13 protein-coding genes are annotated in these 24,223 nt (G+C 63.8%); 8 read left to right on the top strand and 5 right to left on the bottom strand.

Going from position 1 to position 24,223, the window contains the following annotated elements; translation table 11 throughout:
- Positions 1-28: 28 nt before the first annotated feature.
- Entirely contained in the window at positions 29-1,984 is a 1,956-nt protein-coding gene (gene malQ / locus SO156_RS06040; protein ID WP_498534167.1) for a 4-alpha-glucanotransferase, read from the bottom strand.
- A 204-nt stretch (positions 1,985-2,188) separates the two neighbouring features.
- Between malQ and SO156_RS06035 the strand changes: the two genes are divergently transcribed.
- Genes SO156_RS06035 through treY form a run of 6 tightly spaced genes read left to right on the top strand, consistent with a single transcriptional unit; the run spans position 2,189 to position 16,187 of the window.
- A complete protein-coding gene (locus SO156_RS06035) occupies positions 2,189-4,129 on the top strand; it encodes a maltotransferase domain-containing protein (RefSeq protein ID WP_498534166.1) in 1,941 nt (646 codons plus the stop codon).
- A gap of 11 nt (positions 4,130-4,140) precedes the next feature.
- Positions 4,141-7,434, top strand: a complete 3,294-nt coding sequence (gene treS / locus SO156_RS06030) for a maltose alpha-D-glucosyltransferase (protein WP_498534165.1) — start codon at positions 4,141-4,143, stop codon at positions 7,432-7,434.
- Entirely contained in the window at positions 7,427-9,574 is a 2,148-nt protein-coding gene (gene glgB, locus SO156_RS06025) for a 1,4-alpha-glucan branching protein GlgB (protein ID WP_498534164.1), read from the top strand. The genes treS and glgB overlap by 8 nt, the downstream gene beginning before the upstream one ends.
- Positions 9,575-9,577: 3 nt before the next feature.
- Complete coding sequence (glgX, locus tag SO156_RS06020; protein WP_498534163.1) at positions 9,578-11,653, top strand: glycogen debranching protein GlgX; 2,076 nt, start codon at positions 9,578-9,580, stop codon at positions 11,651-11,653.
- Positions 11,650-13,404 (top strand): malto-oligosyltrehalose trehalohydrolase, encoded by a 1,755-nt coding sequence (gene treZ / locus SO156_RS06015; RefSeq protein WP_498534162.1) that lies wholly within the window; start codon positions 11,650-11,652, stop codon positions 13,402-13,404. The genes glgX and treZ overlap by 4 nt, the downstream gene beginning before the upstream one ends.
- Positions 13,405-13,406: 2 nt before the next feature.
- Positions 13,407-16,187, top strand: coding sequence for a malto-oligosyltrehalose synthase (gene treY, locus SO156_RS06010; RefSeq protein ID WP_498534161.1), 2,781 nt, complete (start codon positions 13,407-13,409; stop codon positions 16,185-16,187).
- 10 nt (positions 16,188-16,197) lie between these two features.
- Here the strand turns inward: treY and SO156_RS06005 are convergent, their stop codons facing one another.
- Entirely contained in the window at positions 16,198-16,515 is a 318-nt protein-coding gene (locus SO156_RS06005; protein ID WP_498534160.1) for a polyhydroxyalkanoic acid system family protein, read from the bottom strand.
- Positions 16,516-16,689: 174 nt separating this feature from the next.
- On the opposite strand from SO156_RS06005, the gene SO156_RS06000 reads away from it, so the two are divergent.
- Entirely contained in the window at positions 16,690-16,854 is a 165-nt protein-coding gene (locus SO156_RS06000; RefSeq protein ID WP_458150651.1) for a DUF3309 family protein, read from the top strand.
- Between the two features lie 132 nt (positions 16,855-16,986).
- Here SO156_RS06000 and ligD read toward each other — a convergent pair whose 3' ends face one another.
- Positions 16,987-19,644, bottom strand: coding sequence for a DNA ligase D (ligD, locus tag SO156_RS05995; protein WP_498534159.1), 2,658 nt, complete (start codon positions 19,642-19,644; stop codon positions 16,987-16,989).
- 120 nt (positions 19,645-19,764) lie between these two features.
- Between ligD and ku the strand changes: the two genes are divergently transcribed.
- On the top strand, positions 19,765-20,649 hold the full coding sequence (gene ku, locus SO156_RS05990; protein WP_498534158.1) for a non-homologous end joining protein Ku: 885 nt from the start codon (positions 19,765-19,767) through the stop codon (positions 20,647-20,649).
- 146 nt (positions 20,650-20,795) lie between these two features.
- On the opposite strand, the gene SO156_RS05985 is transcribed toward ku, so the two are convergent.
- Together SO156_RS05985 and SO156_RS05980 are read right to left on the bottom strand one after the other, a co-directional pair.
- A complete protein-coding gene (locus SO156_RS05985; RefSeq protein WP_498534157.1) occupies positions 20,796-21,485 on the bottom strand; it encodes a response regulator in 690 nt (229 codons plus the stop codon).
- Positions 21,482-24,205 carry a DUF4118 domain-containing protein gene (locus SO156_RS05980; protein WP_498534156.1) on the bottom strand — a complete coding sequence of 908 codons (2,724 nt, stop codon included), beginning with the start codon at positions 24,203-24,205 and terminating at the stop codon, positions 21,482-21,484. Before SO156_RS05980 ends, SO156_RS05985 begins: the two co-directional genes overlap by 4 nt.
- Positions 24,206-24,223: the final 18 nt, after the last annotated feature.

Below are 24,223 nucleotides of genomic sequence, written 5' to 3'. Positions count from 1 at the left end.
AACCCACCTGAAATTGTCGTGCTGGACTCTAACCGTGCGACCGCTCCCGCGTTGCGGCTTTCAGCGCCGCGCGATCGATGCTCGACGCAATCTTGTCCAGCGCGAGCGGCAGCCGCTGGCGCCAGTTGGGGTGCTCGTCGATCGTGCCGGGGATGTTCGGCTGGTCGATCACGCCCAGGAGATCCTCGAGCGACACCGCGAGAAGGCGGGAGGGCGTCCGGGACAGGAACGCCAGCACCGAATAGAGATCGTTAGCCTGAATGGCGTTGAAGCGCAGGATCTCGTCGAGCATGCCGAGGGCGTGCCAGCGCGCCTCCTCGTTCTCGCCGGGGTCGAGCCCGAGCGAGAGCTTCATCTTGAGATCGCTGAACGAGCGCCAGCCGGCATAGGTACACAGATCGTGCGTGTTCAACGTGACGAGGGCGTTGGACCTGTAGTGATCGAGATTGCGGAAACGCCCGGCGTCATCGCGCTCGAACATCATCACGAGATAGGACCAGATGCCCCAGTCCTGCATGGTCTCGCGAAAACCTTCCGGCACGGTGCCGAGATCCTCGCCGATCACGATGCATTTGTGCGCGGCGCTCTCGCGCGCGACCGCCGCCAGCAGCGCCTCGAATGGCATCTGCACATAGGCGCCGTTGTCCGGCTTGAAACCGCGCGGCACGAGGTAGAGCCGCTTCAGCCCGAGCACGTGATCGAGCCGGATCGCGCCGGCATGGCGCATCGAGGCGGCCAGCATGTCGGCGAACGGCACGAACGATTGCGCCTCCAGGCCACCGGCATTGAAGCCGGCGAGACCCCAATCCTGGCCCACCGTGTTCAGTACATCGGGAGGTGCGCCGACTGCGAGATGGCGGGAGATCGCGCCCTGCTCGTTCCAGGCGTCGAATCCGTCGGACTGCACGCCGACCGCGACATCGAGATAGAGCCCGACCTTCATGCCGAGCCGGCCTGCGAGCTCCTTGGCCGCAGCCAACTGCTGATCGGCCGTCCATTGCACGAACTCGACGAACTCGACCTCGTCATGATCGGGGCCTGCGCGCAGCTCCGCGCATTTCGTCTCGTCAGGCCGCTGCCACTCCGACGGCCATTCCCACCACGGTCGTCCTGGGAAGCGATGGCGTAGCACCTCGAAACAGGCAAAGCGCAACAACAGCGGACCCCGCTCGAGGCGGAAGGCATCGAATGCCTCTCGGCGCCCGGGGCCAGCCTTGGCCTTGAACGCGTCGAACGCGGCGCGCAGGCCGCGCCATTTCAGCGGCCCTGCCTCGCGGTATCGCACGCGGTCGCCTTCGCGCAAGGACGTCGCGGTCGCGCGCGCCTCCGGCAGCAGGCCAGGCGAAAACTCCGGAATCTTCTCGACGTCGATGTAGAGCGGGTTGAGGAACAGCCGGCTGTTCGGCGAATAGGGGCTGCAATCAGACGGCCGGTCGTCGAACAGCACATGCAGCGGGTTGAGGCCAACGCCATCGGCGCCGAGTTCTTTGGCGAGCGTGACGAGATCGGCAAGGTCCGTGAAATCGCCGATCCCCCAATTGCGTGCGGAGCGAACGCTGTAGAGCTGCACCGCGAGCAGCCAGCCGCGGTCGAAATCGCCGGTGAAAGCGCGCTCGGGCGCCACGATCAGCGGCACCTCTTCCGCCGCCCCGGACGCATCGACGAGCTTCAGCCGATGGTAGCCGGACGGCAGATGATCGGGCCAGACAATGATGCGCTCGCGCGCCTCGCCCTGCGCGACCGTCACGGTGCCGTTTGCGACGGACCAACGCAGCGGAAGCTTGGCAGCCTCGGTGAGGTCGGTGCGCGGCTGCCGGCTGGTGCGAACCACGACAGCACCGCTGACGAAGCGGTAGGTGCGCTTCTCCGGCAAGGCCTGGAGTATCGACGTCAGGGCATCGGGCGCGGTGACCCGCAGCTTGCCCAAGGCATCGACGAATTCGGACTGGACGCCCTTGGTTCTGGCTTCAGCTAAAAGATCCATTCGGCACGCAGCTTGCAGGCCACCATCAGCCGGCGGCATTCATTTTCATGAGGCGGAGGAATAGGATAGTCGGAATCAACGCGCTGACTGCGGCTACCGTTCCTGACGGGAACTAATGACACACAAGAGGCTTTCTATATAGGTACCAAGCGTCGGTTCCCGGCAAGGGAAGCGAGACGTTACTTTGTTGTCAATGGCATCACCGTGAACAAGACAATTCAAACTGTCGAGAGTGTCGCAGCCGGCGGCGCTTTCCTTATTGAAGACGTCTATCCGCTGGTCGATGGCGGCCGCTTTGCCGTCAAGCGCGTCGCGGGCGAGCGCGTCGATGTCTGGGCGGACATCTACCGCGACGGGCACCACGCGGTCAGCGCCGCGTTGCTCTGGCGCCGCGAGCAGGATCGGGAATGGCAGCGCACGCCGATGCTCCATCATGGCAATGACCGCTGGGTCGGCGCGTTCACCCCGCCCGGGCCGGGCCAATACGTCTACGCCATCGAGGCCTGGACCGACGAATTCGCGACCTGGCGTCACGGGCTCGCGCTCAGGCAGCGATCCGGAGCCGATGTCACGCTCGACGCGATCGAGGGCGCGGCCCTCCTGACCAGGGCCCATGGCGCAGACGATGACGCCGCGGCCATCATCCTGCAGCAATGCGAGATTTTCCTGCAGAGCGGCGAGGTCACCCCGCTGATGGCGGATGAGCTGCGGGACGCCATGGCCGACAGCCAGTCGCGGCCCGACCTAACCCGCTCGCCCCTTTTCCCGCTGGTCGTCGACCGCGAGGAAGCGCGCTTCAGTACCTGGTACCAGATGATGCCGCGCAGCCAGGGCAAGGTGGCGGGCCAGCACGGCACGCTCAGGGATTGCATCGCGCGTGTCCCCGATATCGCCGCGATGGGTTTCGACGTGCTCTATTTCACGCCGATCCACCCGATCGGTCGCACCCGCCGCAAGGGCCGCAACAATTCACCGGTCACCGCCTCAGGCGATCCGGGCTGCCCCTATGCCATTGGCGCGTCCGAGGGCGGTCACGATGCACTGCATCCGGAGCTCGGCACCATAGAGGATTTCCGCGCGCTGGTTGCGACCTGCCTGGAATATGGCGTCGAGCTTGCACTCGATTTCGCGGTTCAGTGTTCGCCGGATCATCCCTGGCTGACGCAGCATCCGGAATGGTTCAAATGGCGGCCGGACGGCTCGATGCGAACGGCGGACTATCCCGACATCGTCGTGCCCGATTTCTCCTGCCTGACCCGAAGCGAATTGTGGAACGCCTTCCGCGACGTCATGCTGTTCTGGATCGACCACGGCGTGACCATCTTTGCCATCGACAATCACGACACTGCGCCCTTCGGCTTCTGGGAGTGGTTGATCCGCGATATCCGCCGCCGGCATCCCGAGGTGATCCTGTTCTCCAAGACCTATACCCGACCGAAACTGATGAAGGGTCTCGCCAAGCTCGGCTTCGCCCAGTCCTCCAGCTATTTTCCGTGGCGAACACAGAAATGGGAGTTGGAGCAATATTTGACTGAGCTGACCAGCTATCCCGAGCACGACTTCTATCGCCCCAACCTGTTCGTCAACACGCCCGACGTCTTGCCGCATCATCTCCAGAGCGGTGAGCCCTGGATGTTCAAGTCGCGCGTCGCGCTGGCGGCCATGTTGTCAGGCAGCTACGGCATCTATAGCGGGTTCGAACTGCTCGAGCACCAGGCCGTCCCGGGGCTCGAGGAATATCTCGACTCCGAGAAATACGAGATCAGGGTTCGCGACTGGGATCGCCCCGGCAACGTCAAGCCCTACATCGCCGAGCTTAATCGCATCCGCCGCGACAACAAGGCGCTGCAACAAACGTCGAATTTGCGCTTTCTCGGCATCGACGATGGCGACGTGATCGCGTTCGCCAAGGAGTCGATTGACCGGACCAACACCGTCCTCGTCGCCATCGCCCTGTCGTCCAACGTGCGGGAGGTCTGGCTCCCGCTCGGCGACGTCACTGTCGACGCGAACGGGGAACGTCACCATATCGCACGCGTTGAGAACCTTCTCACCGGCGAGCAGTCCGCAATCGAATGGGGCGGAATCCGGCTGCGCATCGATCCCTATCGCGATCCGGCGTTCTTGTTCCGTTGCTTAGCGTGAGGGTCCACGGCATGAACGTTCTTTCCTCCGTTGACGAGAAGAAGGTCGAAGCTGCCGAGGTCGTGGACGAGCTCTGGTACAAGGACGCGATCGTCTACCAGCTCCACGTCAAGGCGTTTGCCGACAGCAATCATGACGGTATCGGCGACTTCGCCGGGCTGACCGAAAGACTGCCTTATTTGCAGGATCTCGGCGTCACCGCGCTGTGGCTGTTGCCGTTCTATCCCTCGCCCGGCCGCGACGACGGCTACGACATCGCCGACTACGGCTCGGTCAATCCCGATTTCGGGACGATGAAGGACTTCAAGCGCTTCATCCAGGAGGCGCAGCGGCGCGGCTTGCGGGTGATCACCGAGCTCGTCGTCAACCACACCTCCGACCAACACAGATGGTTCAAGCGCGCGCGCAGGAGCCCCGCGGGCTCGAGCGCGCGCAACTGGTATGTCTGGAGCGACACCGACCAGAAATATCAGGGTACGCGGATCATCTTCACCGATACCGAGAAATCCAACTGGACCTGGGATCCGGAGGCCGGCGCGTTCTACTGGCACCGTTTCTTCTCGCACCAGCCCGATCTCAACTTCGACAATCCGCGGGTGGTCAGTGCCATCATCCAGGTGATGAAGCGCTGGCTCGACGCCGGCGTCGACGGATTCCGGTTGGACGCGATCCCTTATCTCTGCGAACGCGAGGGCACCTCGAACGAGAATCTTCCCGAGACGCATGCCATCATCAAACGGCTGCGCCAGGAGCTCGACGCCTACTCCAAGGGCAAGCTGCTGCTGGCCGAAGCCAATCAGTGGCCGGAGGACGTGCAGGAATATTTCGGCCGCGGCGACGAATGCCACATGGCCTACCATTTCCCGCTGATGCCGCGCATCTACATGGCGATCGCACAGGAGGACCGCTTTCCGATCACGGACATCCTGCGCCAGACGCCCGACATTCCCTCGAGCTGTCAATGGGCGCTATTCCTGCGCAATCATGACGAACTGACGTTGGAGATGGTCACCGACGTCGAGCGCGACTATCTCTGGTCGACTTATGCCAACGATCCGCGGGCGCGGATCAATCTCGGTATCCGCCGGCGGCTCGCGCCGCTGATGGACAACGACCGGCGCAAGATCGAGCTGATGAACTCGCTGCTGCTGTCGTTCCCGGGCACGCCAATCATCTATTACGGCGACGAGATCGGCATGGGCGACAACATCTATCTCGGCGACCGCAACGGCGTGCGCACACCGATGCAGTGGAGTCCGGACCGCAATGGCGGCTTCTCGCGCTGCGACCCGGCCCGCCTCTATGCGCCGCTGATCATGGACCCCGTCTATGGCTATGAGGCGGTCAATGTGGAGGCGCAGTCGCGCAGCCTGTCCTCGCTGCTCAGCGCCACGAAGCGCCTGATCTCGGTGCGCAAGTCGACGCTCGCCTTCGGCCGCGGCACCATGACCTTCATACGCCCGGCCAACCGATCCGTGCTGGCCTATGTCCGGCAATATCGCGACGAGGTCATCCTGTGCATTGCCAATCTCTCGCGCGCAGCACAGGCGACCGAGCTCGATCTGTCGCCGTGGAAGGACCGGGTCCCGCAGGAGATGCTCGGCCGCACGCGTTTCCCCGCGATCGGCGAGCTGCCTTACATGATCACGTTGGGGCCCTATGGCTACTACTGGTTCCAGCTCCGCGAGCGCGACAAGTCCGAGCCGGTGACGCCGCGCGCGGTGCCCGAATTCGAGACGCTGGTGGTGCCGGTCAACTCGACCTGGGTCTCGCTTGCGCGCGAGCGCGGCGTGTTCGAGCGCGACGTGCTGCCGGGATTTTTGTCGCGGACCCGCTGGTATCCGGAGCGCAGTCCCACGCAGATCCGGCCGACCCTGACGTCTGCGGTCCCGTTCTGCGACATCGGCGACAACCGGCCCTGGCTCGCATTCTTCGAGGCGACGCAGCGCGGCGTCACATCGCGCTATGTGATGCCGATGCAGATCGAATGGGTTCGCTTCGACCGCGAACGGTTCAACCCGAGGGCACTGGCCGCAGTGCGCCAGGGCGCGCGCGAGGGAACGCTGCTCGACGTCGCGACCGACCAGATCTTCATCGGCCTGTTCCTGCGCAATCTCAGCCAGTCCCTGATCGTCGAGGAAAACAATCTGCGGCTGGACTTCAAGGCGACCAGCCGCTTCGGTGCGGACACCGTCAAGCAGCCGGAGCAGATCCGCGCCATCGAGCAGGCCAACAGCACCGCACTGGTCGACAATCAGTATGTCACCAAGATCTATCGCCGGCTCGAAACCGGCACCAACCCCGAGATCGAGCTCGGCTACTACCTCACCGAGGTTGCGCAGTTCGCCAACACGCCCGCGCTACTCGGCAGCGCCGAGCTGGTGGAGGATAGCGGGCGAAGCGCCGTCGGCGTCGTGCATGCCTATGTCGAGAACCAGGGCGACGGCTGGGCGGTGACGTCGGGCTATCTCGACCGCTACATCGACGAGCAGCGTCTGCTCGCCGCAAGCGAAGCCCCGCGCGGGAACAAGGACCAGGTGCCCTATCTGCATTATCTCGCTCAGACCGGCCGGCGACTGGCTGAGCTGCATATCGCGCTCGCCAAGGCCGACGGCGACGATCTCGCGCCCGAGCCCGTCACCTCTGCGCACATCGCCCAATGGACCACGGATCTCCTCAAGCGCGCCGAACATACCTTTGAAATGCTGGCGCAAAGCCACAACGGCTTGCGAGAGGCCGATCGTCCGCTGGTCGACCATCTCCTGGACCGGCGTCCGGCCCTTTCCGACCTGCTCACGAAGCTATTGCCATCCGACATCGGCGGGTTGAACATCCGTCATCATGGCGACTTCCGCCTCGGGCAGATTCTGATCGTGAAGGACGACATCTTCATCATCGACTTCGATGGCAATCCCCATCTCCCGCTGGCCGAGCGGCGGCGCAAGGCGCCCGCGGCGCGCGACGTCGCGAGCCTCGTCTGCTCGATCGACCTTGCCGTGATCGCGGCGGTCGACCGCGCTCTCAAGGGTGCGCGGGACGAACAGGGACGGCTCGCGACCGCGCTCGGCGAATGGCGCGAGCGCGCCACTGCGACGTTCCTCACCGCCTATCGCGAGGCCATGACCGATCGACGCCTGCGGACAAATGGTCCGCATTCGGCGGACGGCCTGTTAAGATTTTTCCTGCTTGAAAAAGCGTTCGATGAGGTGGAGTACGAACTGTCTCACCGGCCGGAGGCGCTCAATGCGCCACTGACCGGGCTGCTTCGCATTCTGTCCAATGCGGAGAGCGAAGCACATGCCTAAACTGTCTGCCGAGGCCTACGCGATCATCGAGGGTCGCCACTCCGATCCCTTCCATTATCTCGGGCTCCATCCCGAAGGCGACAAAAGCGTGGTGCGCGCTTTCCTGCCCGAAGCCTCCAATGTCGAGGCGATCGGCGAGCATGGCGAGGTGGCGAAACTCGACCGCATCCACGAGTCCGGCCTGTTCGCAGGCACGCTCCCCAACGGCGCCAAGCGCTACCAGTTGCGCGCGACGTTCGGCGGCAATGTCGTCGAGCTCGAAGATCCCTATCGATTTCCGCCGATCCTGACCGATTTCGACCTCTATCTGCTGGGCGAAGGCACGCATCAGCGGCTCTATGACAAGCTCGGCGCGCATCCGATGACACTCGACGGGGTCGATGGCGTCGGCTTCGTCGTGCTGGCGCCAAATGCACGCCGGGTCAGCGTGGTCGGCGACTTCAACTTCTGGGACGCGCGCCGCCACCCGATGCGCGTGCGAGGCGTCGGCTATTGGGAGTTGTTCATCCCGCATGCAAAGGCGGGCGATCACTACAAGTTCGACATGGTCGGACCACACGGCCACAATCTGCCGCTGAAATCCGATCCGCTGGCGTTTGCCGCTGAAGTGCGCCCGAAGACGGCGTCGATCGTGTTCGACGAAGCGCACCTGCCGCGCCCGCGGCCGGCGCCCGACGGCATCAACGCGCTCTCGGCGCCGATGTCGATCTACGAGGTGCATCTCGGCTCCTGGCGACGCAAGAGCGACAATGAATGGATGACCTATCGCGAGCTGGCCGAGCAGCTTCCGGCCTATGCGCGCGACATGGGCTTTACCCATCTCGAATTCCTGCCGGTCAGCGAGCATCCTTTTGACGGTTCCTGGGGCTACCAGCCAACAGGCCTCTATGCGCCGACCAGCCGCTTCGGGACGCCGGAGGATTTCGCCGCGCTGGTCGATGCCTGCCATCGCGAGGGCATCGGCGTGCTGCTCGATTGGGTGCCCGGACATTTTCCCGACGATCCGCACGGGCTCGGCCACTTCGACGGCACCGCGTTCTACGAGCATGCCAATCCCCTGCAGGGTCGCCATCTTGACTGGGGCACGTTGATCTACAATTACGGCCGCACCGAAGTGACGAACTTCCTGGTGTCGAACGCACTGTTCTGGCTGGAGCGCTACGCCATCGACGGCCTGCGCGTCGACGCGGTCGCCTCCATGCTTTATCTCGATTACAGCCGCCCCGCGGGCGCGTGGGTCCCGAACCAGTATGGCGGCCGGGAGAACATCGAGGCGATCGCATTCCTGCGGCGCTTCAATACGGAAGTGTTTGCGCGCTTTCCGCAAGCCACGACCGCCGCGGAGGAATCCACCGCCTGGCCGCAGGTTTCCCGGCCCGTCGAATTTGGCGGCCTCGGCTTCGGCTACAAGTGGAACATGGGCTGGATGCACGACACGCTGAACTACATCAGCAAGGATCCGATCTACCGCAAGCACCATCACGGCGAGATCCTGTTCGGCTTGCACTACGCCTTCTCGGAAAACTTCATCCTGCCGCTGTCGCACGACGAGGTCGTGCACGGTAAGCGATCGATCCTTGGCCGCATGCCCGGCGACGAGTGGCAGCGCTTCGCGAACTTGCGTGCCTATTACAGCTTCATGTTCGGCCATCCCGGCAAGAAGCTGTTGTTCATGGGCGGCGAGTTCGCGCAAGGGAAGGAATGGAATCACGACCAGTCGCTCGACTGGCATCTGCTCGAATACAAGAACCATTCCGGCATTCAGTCGCTGGTCCGCGACCTCAACCGGCTCTATCGCGCCGTGCCTGCGCTGCATCAGATGGATTGCGATCAGGCCGGCTTCGAATGGACGATCACCGATGATGCCAACCGCAATGTATTCGCCTGGCTGCGCAAGGGATTTGACGCCCGTGCGCGCTGTCTCGTGATCGTGAATTTCTCGCCGAACGTCTATCGCAACTATCGCGTCCGGGTGCCGTTCGCCGGCAAATGGCACGAGGTCTTCAATTCCGACTCCGCTCACTATGGCGGCAGCAATGTCGGGAACGTCGGAGAGGTACAGGCGGCTGACGGCAAGACGCCGGAACTGCGCCTGACCATTCCGCCGCTGGCTGCGATCTTCCTCGTTCCGGAAAGCTGACCCATGCGACTGACCGCCGGAACGCCCGCACGCCTCGGTGCAAGCTGGGACGGACGCGGCACCAACTTCGCGCTGTTCTCCGCCAACGCGCACAAGGTCGAGCTGTGCCTGTTCGACGGCCAGGGGCGGCGCGAGCTCGAGCGCATCGAATTGCCCGAGCGCACCGAAGACGTCTGGCACGGCTATCTCAACGACGTCTCGCCGGGCCAGCTTTATGGCTACCGCGTGCACGGCCCCTACGAGCCCGAGCACGGCCACCGCTTTAATCCCAACAAGCTCCTGCTCGACCCCTACGCCAAGCGGCTCGCCGGGCGGATGGTGTGGAGTGACGCGCACTTTGCCTATCGCACCGGCAGCCCGCGCGAGGATTTGTCGTTCGACCGGCGCGACAACGCACGCGGCATGATCAAGGCCGCCGTCGTCGACGAGACCTTCAACTGGGGCCGGCGCGAAATCCGCCCGAACATCCCGTGGGACGAGACGATCATCTACGAGGCCCACATCAAGGGGCTGACGCAGAGGCGCGATGACGTGCCGCCGAACCTGCGCGGCACGTTTGGCGGATTGTCCTCGCCCGCCATGATCGAGCATCTGAAGCGGTTAGGTGTCACCACCGTCGAGCTGCTGCCGATCCACGGCTTCATCGACGACCGGGTGCTGGTGGAGAAGAAGCTCGCCAACTACTGGGGCTACAACACCCTCGCCTTCTTCGCGCCAGAGCCGCGTTACGCGCAGGACAATCCGCTGGACTCCTTCCGGACGACCGTGGCGCGCCTGCACGACGCCGGGATCGAGGTGATGCTCGATGTCGTCTATAACCACACTGCCGAAGGCAACCATCTCGGCCCGACGCTGTCCTTCCGCGGCATCGACAACGCCTCCTATTACTGGCTGAACCGCGAGAACCCGCGCTACTACGACGACTTCACCGGCTGCGGCTCATCGGTCAACCTCACCCATCCGCGCGTGCTCCAGATGGTGACGGATTCGCTGCGCTACTGGGTCGAGGTCTGCCACGTCGATGGCTTCCGTTTCGATCTCGCCACCACGCTCGCGCGCGGACCGAACGGGTTTGACCGCGGCAGCTCGTTCCTGACCGCGGTCCGCCAGGATCCCGTGCTCCAGGGCGTAAAGCTCGTCGCCGAACCCTGGGACCTCGGCCTCGGCGGCTATCAGGTCGGCGCGTTTCCCTCGCAATGGTCGGAGTGGAACGACCGCTACCGCAGCGCCATGCGTCGCTACTGGAGCGGCGAAGGCAGCCTGATCGGCGATATCTCGAGCCGCATGACGGCGTCCTCCGACCTGTTCCACCATGACGGCCGCAAGCTGCGCGCCAGCATCAACCACATCACCGTGCACGACGGCTTCACCCTCGCCGATCTCTTCAGCTACAACCAGAAGCACAACGAGGCCAATGGCGAGGACAACCGCGACGGGTCCAACGACAACCACAGCAACAATTGCGGTGTCGAGGGCCCGACCGACGATCCGCAAATCCTGTCGCTGCGCCGCCAGCTCCGCAAGAACGTGCTCGCCTGCCTGATGCTTGCACAGGGCACGCCGCTGTTGCTCGCCGGCGACGAGGTCGGAAACACCCAGTCCGGCAACAACAATGCCTATTGCCAGGACAATGAGGTGGGCTGGGTGCTCTGGGACAATCTCGGCAAGGACGGCGAGGACATGGTCGAATTCGTCAACCAGCTCGCCGAGATCCGCCGCCGCTTCTCGCAGCTCCGCAGCCAGCGCTGGCTCGACGGCCGTCGCGCCGACGGCTCCTACGGTGTCTTGTGGCTGACGCCGGCGGCCGAGGAGATGAAGGAGAGTGACTGGAATTTCCCGGAAGGGAGATTTCTCGCCTATGTGCTCGGCCCGCTGGAACCCGGCGTGCCCGCGATCTTTATCGTCCTGAACGCCGCACCGGAAGAAATCGGATTTAAATTGCCCAAAATGGCCGAATACAAGAGCTGGCAGCAGATCCTGAACACGACCGATGCCAAGTTGAACACGGTCGATTTCCTGCCCGGCACCGACAGCAAGGCGCCGCCGCGCTCGGTGCTCGCCTTTGCAGGTGCGCTATGAGGCCTTCGTTCGGCGCCAAGTCAAGCAAGGAGGGCGTGTCGTTCCGGCTCTGGGCGCCCGGTGCGAGGCACGTCGACCTCGTGCTGGACAAGCGCCATGCGATGCGGCGCCGCGAAGACGGCTGGTATGTGGCCGATATTGCCGGCTTGACGGCGGGCGCCCGTTACCAGTTCAGGATCGACGACGAGCTCGACGTACCTGATCCGGCGTCGGCCTTCCAGCCAGAGGACGTGTTCGGGCCGAGCGAGGTGATCGACCACGACAGTTTCGAGTGGCGCGCCAGAGATTGGCGCGGCCGGCCGTGGCATGAGACAGTGCTGCTGGAATCCCACGTCGGCACCTTCACACAAGAAGGAAGCTATCGCGCCATGATCGACAAGCTCGATCATCTCGTTGCGACCGGGATCACCGCGCTGGAATTGATGCCGCTGGCGGACTTCGCCGGCAAGCGCGGCTGGGGCTATGACGGCGTGCTGTGGTATGCGCCCGACAGCGCCTATGGCCGGCCCGAAGACTTGAAGACGCTGATCGACGAAGCGCACCTGCGCGGCCTCATGGTCTTTCTCGACGTCGTCTACAACCACTTCGGCCCCGAGGGAAACTATCTCGGCCGTTACGCGCCGAATTTCTTCACCGATGCACATACGCCGTGGGGCAGCGCGATCGATTATCGCGTGCCGCAGGTCCGCGCCTTCGCGGTCGAGAACGCGCTTTGCTGGCTCAGCGATTACCGTTTCGATGGCCTGAGGCTGGATGCGGCCAATCACATCATGGCGATCCCCGGCGAGCAGTCGGTGCTGCACGAGCTCAGCGTCGCCGCGGGCCAGCTTGCGGCGGCGACCGGGAGGCACATCCATCTCGTGCTGGAGAATGGCGACAATCGCGCGAGCCTGCTCGACCCCACCGAGGAGCCGGCGAACGGAAAATATCGCGGCCAGTGGAACGACGATTATCATCACGTCTGGCACGTGATGCTGACGCGCGAGTCCTCCGGCTATTATGGCGACTATCAGCGCTCGCCGCGTGGCGATCTTGCCCGCGCGCTGGCGTCGGGCTTCGTCTATCAGGGTGAGGTCTCCGCGTTCTGGGGCAACAAGCCACGCGGCGAGCCAAGCCGGCAGCTTCCGCCGGACACCTTCGTCAATTTCCTGCAGAACCACGATCAGATTGGCAACCGGCCGTTCGGCGATCGGCTGGAGAGCATTGCGAGCCCCCGAGCGATCGAGGCGGCGCTCGCCGTTACGCTGCTCGCGCCGATGGTGCCGATGCTGTTCATGGGCGAGGAGTGGGGCTCGAAAAAGCCCTTCCCGTTCTTCTGCGATTTCCATGGCGATCTCGCCAATGCAGTTCGCAACGGACGGCGCCAGGAATATGCCTGGGCCTACGAGAAATATGGCGACGAGGTGCCCGATCCGCTCGATCCGGCGACGCCGCAATCCGCCGTGCTCGTTTGGGAGACGCGCACGCCGGAGGAGGAGGTGCGGCTGTCGCTGGTACGCGAGCTCCTGCGCATTCGCCATTCCGAAATCATGCCACGGCTTGCCGGCGCGGCCTTTGGCGAGGCCAAGGCTGAGGAGAGCGGCCTCTTGACTGCGCATTGGCGCTTGGAGGACGGCGCAACGCTGCACCTTATCGCCAACCTGTCGGATCGCGATATCACATCACCTCAAATCACGGGCGCGCCGATCTGGGGCGGCGAGCCCGGCGATCGACTTCCGCCCTGGTTGGTGGTCTGGCGCCTTGCGAGGTGAGCATGCCTCCCGCCATCCCGCTCGCCACCTATCGCCTGCAATTCACCGCCGAGTTCAACTTCGACGATGCCGCCCGGGTCGTACCCTATCTCAAGGCGCTCGGCATCACGCATGTCTACGCTTCGCCGCTGATGAAGGCGCGCAAGGGCTCGACCCACGGCTACGACATCGTCGACCACAGCCAGTTCAATCCGGAGCTCGGCGGCGCAGCCGGCTTTACCCGTTTCAGCGACACGCTAAAGCAGCATGACCTTGGTCTGATCCTCGACTTCGTCCCAAATCACGTCGGCGTCCACTTCGCGGATAACCCGTACTGGCTCGACGTGCTGGAATGGGGACAGGATTCGCCTCACGCGGTGTCCTTCGATATCGATTGGGACCAGTTGCCGTATCGCGCCCGAGGCGGCGTGCTGCTGCCGATCCTCGGTTCACCCTATGGCGACGCACTCGAGCGCGGCGAGATCGAGCTGCGCTATGATGCGGGCGAAGGCAGCTTTTCGGCATGGTATTTCGAGCATCGCTTGCCGATCGCGCCGGAGCGCTACGGCGAAGTCCTGCGGATGATCGTGAAGGAGGCGAATGCCGCCGGCAGCGAGGCCGGAAAACGTCTGCTTGAGCTCGCCGAACGCTACAAGGGACTGCGGCATCCGAACCGCAAGGAGGCTCCGGCCTTCAAGGTCGAGCTGAAGGCGATCGCCGGTGCTCCCGATATCATGGAGCGAGGTCTTGCCGCCTATCGTTCGGCCAAGGACCGCCCGACCCAAACGCTTGCCCTGCATCACCTGCTCGAACGCCAACACTACAAGCTCGGCCATTGGCGGCTCGCCTCCAGCGACATCAACTATCGCCGATTCTTCGACGTCAACGGTCTCGCCGGGCTGCGGGTCGAGGACGCCAGCACATTTGCGGCCACGCACCGATTGGTCAAGCAACTGGTCGCGGACGGCAGGTTGCAGGGCATCCGGCTCGATCATATCGACGGCTTGCGCGATCCCGCGCAATATTGCCAGCGGCTGCGCCGAATCGTCCGCGACGCGCAAGGCCCCGCAAAGCCGTTCTACACCGTGATCGAAAAGATCCTGTGCGAGCACGAACGGCTACCGCGCTTCGCCGGCGTTCACGGCACCACCGGCTATGAATGGATGAACGCCATCACCCAGGTGCTGGTCGATGCCAAGGGGCTCGACGCGCTCGACGAAATCTGGCGCCAGATCAGCAACCGCTCGCCGCGGCTTGCGCCGTATCTGATGGAAGCCAAGAGGCGCGTGCTGGATACGCTTCTCACGAGCGAATTCACCGTGCTGACACGCCTGCTCGCCCGCATTGCCAACGGGCACTACTCGACCCGCGACTTTTCCGCCGACAGCCTGCGGCAGGCGCTCGAGCTCTACGTGCTGCATTTCCCGGTGTACCGTACCTACATCACGACGAGCGGACCAACCGATCACGACCGCAAGCTGATCGAAGAGACCATCGCGCGCGCTCGTGCGGAATGGTTCGCGGCCGACGACGGCATTTTCGACTTCCTGAGCGACGCCCTGACCATGGACCTGCTCAAACCGGATCGGCCGCCGCACAGCACCCCGCGCGTGCGCCGCTTTGCGCTGAAGGTGCAGCAGTTCACCGGGCCGATGCTGGCGAAGTCGCTGGAGGATACGACCTTCTATCGCTATCACCGCCTGCTCGCGCTGAACGAAGTCGGCGGCGATCCCGCCGCAAAGGCCTTCGCACTACCCGCCTTCCATGAGACCATGAAGGCACGCGCCAGGGAATGGCCGCATGGCATGACGGCCACGGCCACGCATGACACCAAGCGCGGCGAGGATGCGCGGGCCCGGCTCGCCGCGATCAGCGAAATCCCGGGTGAATGGACCAGCGCGGTGGCACGCTGGAAGGTGCTGAACGTGCCGCACATCACGACACATGGCGAGATGCGCGCGCCGTCGGCGACGTTCGAATACATGCTTTACCAGACGCTGCTCGGCGCCTGGATGTTCGCGCCTGACGCGAGCTTCATCGACCGCATCCAGGCCTACGCGCTCAAGGCTGCCAGGGAGGGCAAGGAGGAAACGAGCTGGCTCAATCCGAACGAGGCCTATGAGGCAGGCGTACAGAACTTCATTGCGAAGATACTCGATCCCACGGTCTCCGCCGAATTCCTGGAGGCGCTTCAGGCGCTCGCGCGACGCACCGCCCTGCTCGGTGCGCTGAATTCGCTGAGCCAGCTCACGCTGAAGGCAACGCTCCCGGGCGTGCCGGATTTTTATCAAGGCACCGAATTCTGGGATCTTTCGCTAGTCGATCCGGACAATCGCCGTCGGGTTGATTTTGTCGAACGGCAAGATGCGCTCGCGACACTGGACCGCCCCGATTGGAACGGTCTTGCCCCGAACTGGTCGGACGGTCGACTGAAACTCGCCTGGATGCGGCAGCTCCTGAAACTGCGCTCCGAGCTTGCCGACGTCTTCACCCGTGGCGACTACCAGCCTCTGGTGGTGAGCGGACCGCACGCTGACCATGTCATCGCTTTCGCACGGCGCCACGGGCGCAACGCAGCGATCGTCTTGGTGGGACGAGCCTTTGCACCGTTCACGCAAAGTGGCCGCGCATGGCCGTCATTCGAAGCGCTCGATGCGACTATGGACGCGAAAGGCTATGCGATCGCGGGTCACGAGGGCCAGGATCTGCGGCTCTCGCAGGCCTTTGGCTCGTTTCCCGCAACCGTCCTGAAAGCTCGTATTGCGCGTCCCGCAAGAGCGGCGCGGCAATCCGCGGCGGCCTGACGCCGAGAAACTACTTTCCATCGCCCTTTGTCAGCAACAGTTGCCCACGCTTGCGGATCGTGGCCTGCGCCAGCTCGGCGAAACGCTGCAACAGCCAGGGCAGCATCACCTCAACCCGCACCTGATCCTCGCCAACATCGACCCGACCGGCCGCGACCTGGCCGAGCGCTCGAATGCGGAAATTCATGCGGTCGCCCTCCCAACGCTCCTCCTCGACGTGCATCACGGGAATGCTGGCGGCTGCGCGGCCAAGCCCGGACTTCAGACGACGCGCAGCCTCCTCGCGACCGAGACGGTGCGGGATCGAAACGACGAGCGGTGCTGACATGACGATGTCCTCTGCCGACTGATGTGAATCAGGCCGCGTTCGAACCAAAGGTTCCGCTGCTTGATGCCTTCTTATCACGATCCGAGCGAGGAACTTTCGTTATGACGACAAGTTGCCCCGACGAAAGTCGGTCAAGACAACGACCCTTCTTTGAGGGGGCTGGAGGAGATTTGCATGTCCATCGGTACAATCATTCTGATCATTTTGGTCATCGCGCTGCTCGGCGGCTTCAGTGGTATCGGCGGCGGTCCGTTCTACGGCACCGGCTACTACGGTGGCGGCGGACTCGGACTCATTGTCGTCATCCTGCTGATATTGGTGCTGCTGGGAAGAATCTAGCCAAGTCCTCGTAGGGTGGGCAAAGGCGCGACGCGCCGTGCCCACCTCTTCTTTGTCAATCTGGGCAAGCAATGGTGGGCACGCTGCGCTTTGCCTACCCTACGATTTCCGCATCTGCGGTTAACAGTGTGGCTACTTCACCTTCCCCGCCAGCTTCTTCATTGCCGCCTTGATCGATGTCGCCGCGTCATCATAGCCCTCCCACGCCTTTGATCGCGCCAAAAGGCCCGGCACGGTGCGCAGCGTATAGCGCCTCGGATCGAGATCACTCTTCGCCTGCGCCCAGGTCAGGGGCATGGAGACGGTGGCGCCGTCGCGAGCGCGCGGCGACAGCGGAGCGACCGCGGTGGACATGCGATCGTTGCGCAGATAGTCGAGGAAGATCTTTCCGTTGCGCAGCTTTTTCGACATGTTGAGCAGATATCGCTCCGGATCGTCATCGGCCATCCAGCGGCACACGCCTTGCGCAAAGGCTTTCGCCTCCTTCCAGCCCACCTTGTCGCGGGCGCCGTAGAGCAGCGGCACGACGACGTGCAGGCCCTTGCCGCCGGTGGTCTTGCAGAAGCTCTCCATACCTACGTCGGACAGACGCTGCCGCATCTCCCTGGCCGCCTCGATCACATCGGTGAAGGCCACGTCCGGCGCCGGGTCGAGATCGAACACCAGCCGGCCTGGCGTGTCATAGGCGTAGGGCGCGCAATTCCAGGGATGAAGCTCGACACCGCCGACCTGCGCCACCGCCGCAAGCCCCTCGATCCGATCGATCTGCAAATACGGCTTGCGATCGCCGGAAACCTTTGCGAGCTCCAGCAGGCTCGACGTGCCCTGCATGGCATGGCGCTGGAAGAAGCTCTCACCTTTGATGCCGTCGGGCGCGCGAATGAGCGAGCATGGCCTTCCCTTCAGATGCGCGATCATCCATTCGCCGACCGCCTCGAAGTAGCGTGCGAGATCGAGCTTGGTGACGGGCTCGCCGTCCCCGCCATCCGGCCACAGCTCCTTGTCGGGCTTCGAGATGACGACGCCCATCACTTCCGCGCCGCCGGGCTGCTTTGATCTTGGCTTTGACGCAGCGTTCGCCTTGCCTTTCCGCGGCGACGGTTCGGCAAGCTCGGTCTTCACCGGCGTCTCGGCCTCGACCTCCTCGGCAGGCTTATCCTGCCGCAGGCCCTTGAACGCGGCCTGGCGGATATTACCGTCGGCGGTGAAGCCCGCGAACTCGATCTCAGCCACGAGCTCGGGTTTCAGCCAATGCACGTCGCGCGTCTTCTTCGGCGCGTTGTTGCCGGCGAATGGGCTCTCTTTGGCCACCGCCGCCCTCAACAGCGGCATGATGCGCTTGACCTTGTCGGCACCAAAGCCGGTGCCGACGATGCCGACAAAGGCGAGATCATCGCCGCGGTGCACGCCCGCCATCAGAGAGCGGAACTTACCATTCGTGGTCTTGTAGCCGCCGATCACGACCTCATGGCCGGAGCGGCATTTTGCCTTTGTCCAGCTTTCGGTGCGACCCGAACGATAGGGTGCGTCCAGCTTCTTCGACACCACGCCTTCGAGCTCGAGCTTGCAGGCCGATTGCAGCACCGCATCGCCACCGCTCTCGAAATGCTCGACATAGCGGATCTGGCTCGACTTCTTCCTGCGCGCGCCCAGCGACTTCTTGAGCTGCGTCTTGCGGTCCCCGAGCGGCAGCTGGCGCAGGTCAAGGCCTTCGGCGAACAGGAGATCGAAAGCAAAGAAGATGAGGTCATCGGTCTTGCCGTCCGAAAGCGCAGCCTGGAGCGCGGAGAAGCTCGGCGCTCCGTAGTGGTCGAGGGCGACGATCTCGCCGTCGATCAGCACGTCCGGCAGCGCGCCGCCCTCCTTGGCGATCGATGCGAACTTTTCAGTCCAGTCGAGGCCCTTGCGGGTCTTGAGCGTCGCTTCGCCATCCTCGATGCGAAGCTGCACGCGGTAGCCGTCGAACTTGATCTCGTGGCACCAGCCGCCGCCCGGGTGCGGACGCTCCACCGCCGTGCAGAGCTGCGGCGGGACGAAGTCCGGCATCTCCGACACTTTCTTCGCCGTCGTTACTGTCGTCGCCTTGCCCTTCTTCAAGGCCGCGCGCGGCGCAGGCTTGATGGTGCGCATCTCCTGCTCGGCGCGATTGGATTGCCAGACCGCGTCGGCCTTGCCCTTGGTCCCCTTGGCCAGCATGAACGGCTTTGGCGCGCGCCCTTTGCCCTCGGCGATCTGCTCCATCGCCCGGCCGGAGGCGACGGATCTGTCCGCGTCCAGGATGTCGTTGCCCTCGCCTTCGCGGGCATAGTCGTCGCGATGCTTGATCAGCAACCAGTTGGTGCGCTTTTCGCCACCGCGATTGCGCATGCGCACGAGCACCCAGCTTCCATGCAGCTTGTCGCCGTGCAGCGTGAACTTCAGGTCGCCCTTCTTGAAGCCGCGCTCGGGATCCTCAGACTCCCAATATCCGCGGTCCCACAGCATCACCGTGCCGCCGCCATACTGGCTTTCCGGAATGGTACCTTCGAAATCGCCGTAATCGAGCGGATGGTCCTCGACCTCGACCGCGAGCCGTTTGTCATGCGGGTCGAGCGAAGGCCCCTTCGTCACCGCCCAGGACTTGAAGACGCCGTCGAACTCGAGTCGGAGATCGTAATGCAACCTGGTCGCGTCGTGCTTCTGGATCACGAAACGCCGCTGCTTCGACGGCGCCACCGCGGTCTCGCCGGACGGCTCCGGAGTGATCTCGAAATCCCGCTTTTTCCGATAGGTGGAGAGGTTTCTCAGCACGACCGGTCCCGTATTTTTGTAAGCGCATTCGAGCCTATCACGGCCAAAGTCCCACCCGGAACCAAAACCCATAAGGTGGGTTGGAGTTCCGAAAACGCATTGAAAACATTGGAGATTGGAATGGCTCCCCGCGCCTATTGGAAAGGAACGTTGAAGCTGTCGCTGGTGACCTGCCCGGTCGTCCTTTATCCTGCCGCGACCGCTGCGGCGAAAACACGGTTTCACATGATCAACCGGGAGACCGGCAACCGTCTGAAACAGCAGATGGTCGATGCCGAGACCGGCGAGGTCGTCGAGAGCGATCAGAAGGGACGCGGATACGAGCTACGCAAGGGCAAATATGTCGAGATCGAGCCGGGGGAATTGGAAGCGGTTCAGATCGAAAGCAATCACACGATCGACATCGAAAGCTTCGTGCCGCGCGAGGAGATCGACAAGCGCTACCTCAACCACCCCTACTATGTCGCGCCCGACGGAAAGGCTGCGCTCGACGCCTTTGCAGTGATTCGCGATGCTATGAAGGACGAGGAGCGCGTGGCGCTCGCCAGGATCGTACTGACGAACCGCGAACACGTCATGACCATCGAACCGCTCGGCAAGGGTTTGCTCGGCACCACGCTGCGTTATCCCTACGAACTGCGCGACGAGGACCAGTTCTTCGATGACATCAAGAGCCCGAAGATCACCAAGGACATGATCGAGCTCGCCGGGCATATCCTGCATACCAAGGCGGCGCATTTCGACCCCAGCAAATTCAAGGACGAGTATGAGGACGCGCTGAAGGCGCTGGTGAAGCGAAAAGCCAGCGGCAAGAAGATCGAGCTGCCCGAACCCGAAGAGCGACCAAGCAACGTCATCAATCTGATGGACGCGCTGAAGCAAAGCTTGAAAGGACGAGGCAGGGGACGGGCGTCAGCGCGGTCCCATCCGCGGCGAAGCACGAGCCGGCATCGCAGCGCGCGCAAGACGCATCGTTCGACGGCAAGGCATCGCAAGGCTGGTTAACGTACTCCGTCATTGCGAGCGCAGCGACGATGTGATGCATACTCATCCATGCCCGGGCTTGTCCCGGGCATCCACGTCTGCCCCACGTGCGGAAACGCGTGGATGGCCGGGACAAGCCCGGCCATGACGGCCGTTTCCGCGATGGTTCAATCCCCCGCCTTCAACCGATACCCGATCCCCGTCTCGGTCAGCACATATTGCGGCCGCTCGGGGTCGGCCTCGATCTTCTGGCGGAGCTGGCGGACGTAGACGCGCAAGTATTGCGCATCAGTCAGTTCGTCCCACAGCTCCTTCAGAAGAAACCGGTGCGTCAGCACCTTGCCGGCGTGCTGCACGAGCACGCGCAAGAGATCGTATTCCTTCGGCGACAGCTTTACGTCGCGTTCGCCGACCTTGACGATGCGGCGAACGAGATCGACGGAGAGGTCGCCGGTGCGGAACACCGGGCGCTCGCCCTGGACCTGGAGCTGGTGCCGCAGCGCGGCGCGCAGCCGCGCCAAGAGCTCGTCCATGCCGAACGGTTTTGTCAGATAGTCGTCGGCACCGAGATCGAGCGCCTGCACCTTGCCGGCCTCGTCGCCGCGGCTCGACAGCACGACGATCGGCACGCTCTCGTTGCGTGCGCGGATGGTGCGGAGCAGCTCGTGGCCCTGGATGTCGGGCAGACCGAGATCGAGGATGATCAGAGCCGGCTCCTCGGCGAGTTTTTCCAGCGCAGTCTTGCCGTTCGACGCTTCCAAGATGTCATAGCCCTGCGTGCTCAGCCCCATCCGCAGCAACTTGCGAATCGGCGGCTCGTCGTCGATGACCAGAACCTTGATCGATGGTGCGTTCATGCGGCGGTGTCCAATGCGTTGGTCTGCGCGGGGATCGGCAGGCGAATGGTCAGCACCGCACCGCGGCGATCCCCGCGGTTCGCCGCCGTGATCGTGCCACGCATCGCCTCGACGAAGCCGCGGGAGATCGCAAGCCCGAGCCCGGTGCCGGGCCGGACATGATCGCCCTTCTGCACACGGTAGAACTTGTCGAACACGCTCTCGAGCTCGCCCGGCGGGATACCCTCGCCTTCGTCGGCCACCTCCAGCACGACACGGTCCTTGTCGCGCTGGCTATGGATTGCGATCGTGGTATCCGGCGGCGAATATTTTGCCGCGTTGTCGAGCAGATTGAACAGCACCTGCTCGAACAGCACGGCGTCGAGTTCGAGCATCGGCAGATCTGCTGCGAGCCGGAGCTCGACCTTGTGACGCGTCAGGATCTTGCTCGCTCGCCTCAGCGCGCTGCCAACGATCTCGCCGACGTCATGCAGCGACGTATTCGGAACGATGGCGCCCGATTCGAGCTTGGTCATGTCGAGCAGATTGGCGATGAAGCGGTTGAGCCGCTCGGACTCGTCGATCACGGTCGCAAGCAGATCGCGTTTCTCGGTGTCGGACAGGGCGCCCGCGAGGTCGCGCATGGTGGAGGCCGCGCCAAGCACGGAGGCGAGCGGCGTTTTCAGGTCGTGCGAGATCGAGGTGAGCAGCGCCGAGCGCAGCCGCTCGGATTCGACCGTGCGCTTGACGCGGTCCATGTCTTCGACCAGCAGCACGCGCTCGATCGCGAGCGCGCCCTGGTCGACCAGCGCATCGAGCAGGCGGCGCTGATCGGGCGTCAACAACGGGCCGGTGCGATCATTGTCGATGCCGATGACGCCGATCGGGCCGCGCCCGGTGCGCATCGGCAGGAACAGGCGCTTGGCGCCGGGCAGCGTGTCGGAGCCGCGGCCTGCAGACCGGTCGTTGCTCCAGGCCCAGTTGGCGGCAGCAAGGTCAGCCTGGTCGAGCTCATCCTCCGGTGGATAGCCCGACTTTACCGTCAACAGCCCCTCTTCCGGCAGCAGCAGCACGACGCGAACCTTCAGCATCAGCGCGATCTGGTAAGACGTCGCCCACAAGACATCATCGAGGGTCGCGGTGCCCGCCAGCTTGCGGCTGAAGGCATGGAGTTGCTCGGTCATCCTGATCCGGCCGATCGCGGTATCGGCCTGGGTGCGCACGCGAGCCGCGACATTGGACACCAGCATCGCAACCACCATGAACAGAACAAACGCCGCAACATTGGTCGGATCGGTGATCGTGAAGGTATAGATCGGCGGCAGGAAAAAGAAATTGTAGGCAAGCGACGCCGCGACCGTCGCGAGCAGCGACGGCCAGAGCCCATAGCGCACGGCAACCGCCACCACCGCCGTCAGCAGCACGAGATCGACGTTCTCGATACCGAAGTAGGGCTGGATCAGCTTGGCCGCGCCAAGTCCAAGCAGAGCGATCCCGAGTGCCTTGAGATAGGGGCGCGGATCGAAGGACTCCGTTCGGGCCGCCGTCTGCACCGCCATCTTCGGCGCCGCCTCGCCGGGCAATTCGTCGCCGGAAATGACATGCACGGTGATGTTACCGGAGCGGCGCACGAGGTCGTGCACGACAGAGCCGCGCGTGATCTCGAACCAGCGCGATCGCGTCGACTTGCCGATCACGATCTGCGTGACGTTGTTGCCTTGCGCGAAGTTGACGACGTCGTCGGCGATGCGACGGCCGACGCCGGGGATGGTCAGCGCCTCGCCGCCGAGCGATTCGGCAAGCCGCAGCGTGTCGGCGAGCCGGTCGCGCTCCGCGTCAGAGAGCTGGAGCGATCGCCGCGTTTCGATCGAGATCGCCGTGAATGGCGCGTGCAGGCGGTCGGCCAACCGCTTGGTGTAGCGCACGAGGCCGGCTGCACGTGGATCCTCGCTGACGCAGACCAGGATGCGCTCGCCCGCGGCCCAGGGACCGGCAATGGCGTTCGCCTGCATGTGGGTGAGGAGCTGCTCGTCGACGCGCTCGGCGGTCCGCCGCAGCGCCAACTCACGCAGCGCCGTGAGATTGCCCGGTGAAAAGTAGTGCTCCAACGCCCGCTCGGCCTGCTTGGGCACATAGACCTTGCCCTCCTTCAGCCGCTGGATCAGGTCGTCGGGCGTGAGGTCGATCAGCTCGATCGCGTCTGCGCGGTCGAACACCGAATCCGGCACGGTCTCGCGCACCCGGACATGCGTAATCTGCGCGACGACGTCGTTGAGACTTTCGATGTGCTGGATGTTGACGGCAGTGTAGACGTCGATGCCGTTCGAGAGCAGCTCTTCGACGTCGAGATAGCGCTTGGGATGTCGGCTCCCATGCACGTTGGTGTGGGCAAGTTCGTCGACGAGGGCGATTTGCGGCCGACGCGCGATCACCGCGTCGAGGTCCATCTCCTCCAAAACCTGCCCGCGATAGTCGAATTTCTTGCGCGGGATGACTTCGAGCCCGCGAAGCAGCGATTCGGTCTCCGCGCGGCCATGGGTCTCGACGAAACCGACGACGACGTCGATGCCCGCCTTGCGCTTGGCGTGCGCGCTTTGCAGCATCTCATAGGTCTTGCCGACGCCGGGGGCGGCGCCGACGAAGATCTTGAGCTTGCCGCTCGCGCTCTCCTCCCGGCGCGCCGCTTCCAGCAGCGCCTCGGGCGAAGGACGTTGTTCGGGATCGCGGCGCTCTCGGACCATCAGCGCATTATAATCATC

It is taken from the genome of Bradyrhizobium sp. UFLA05-125, from assembly GCF_059803515.1.
Note: the sequence above shows the minus strand (reverse complement) of the source record. Positions and strands in the feature narration are given on the sequence as shown.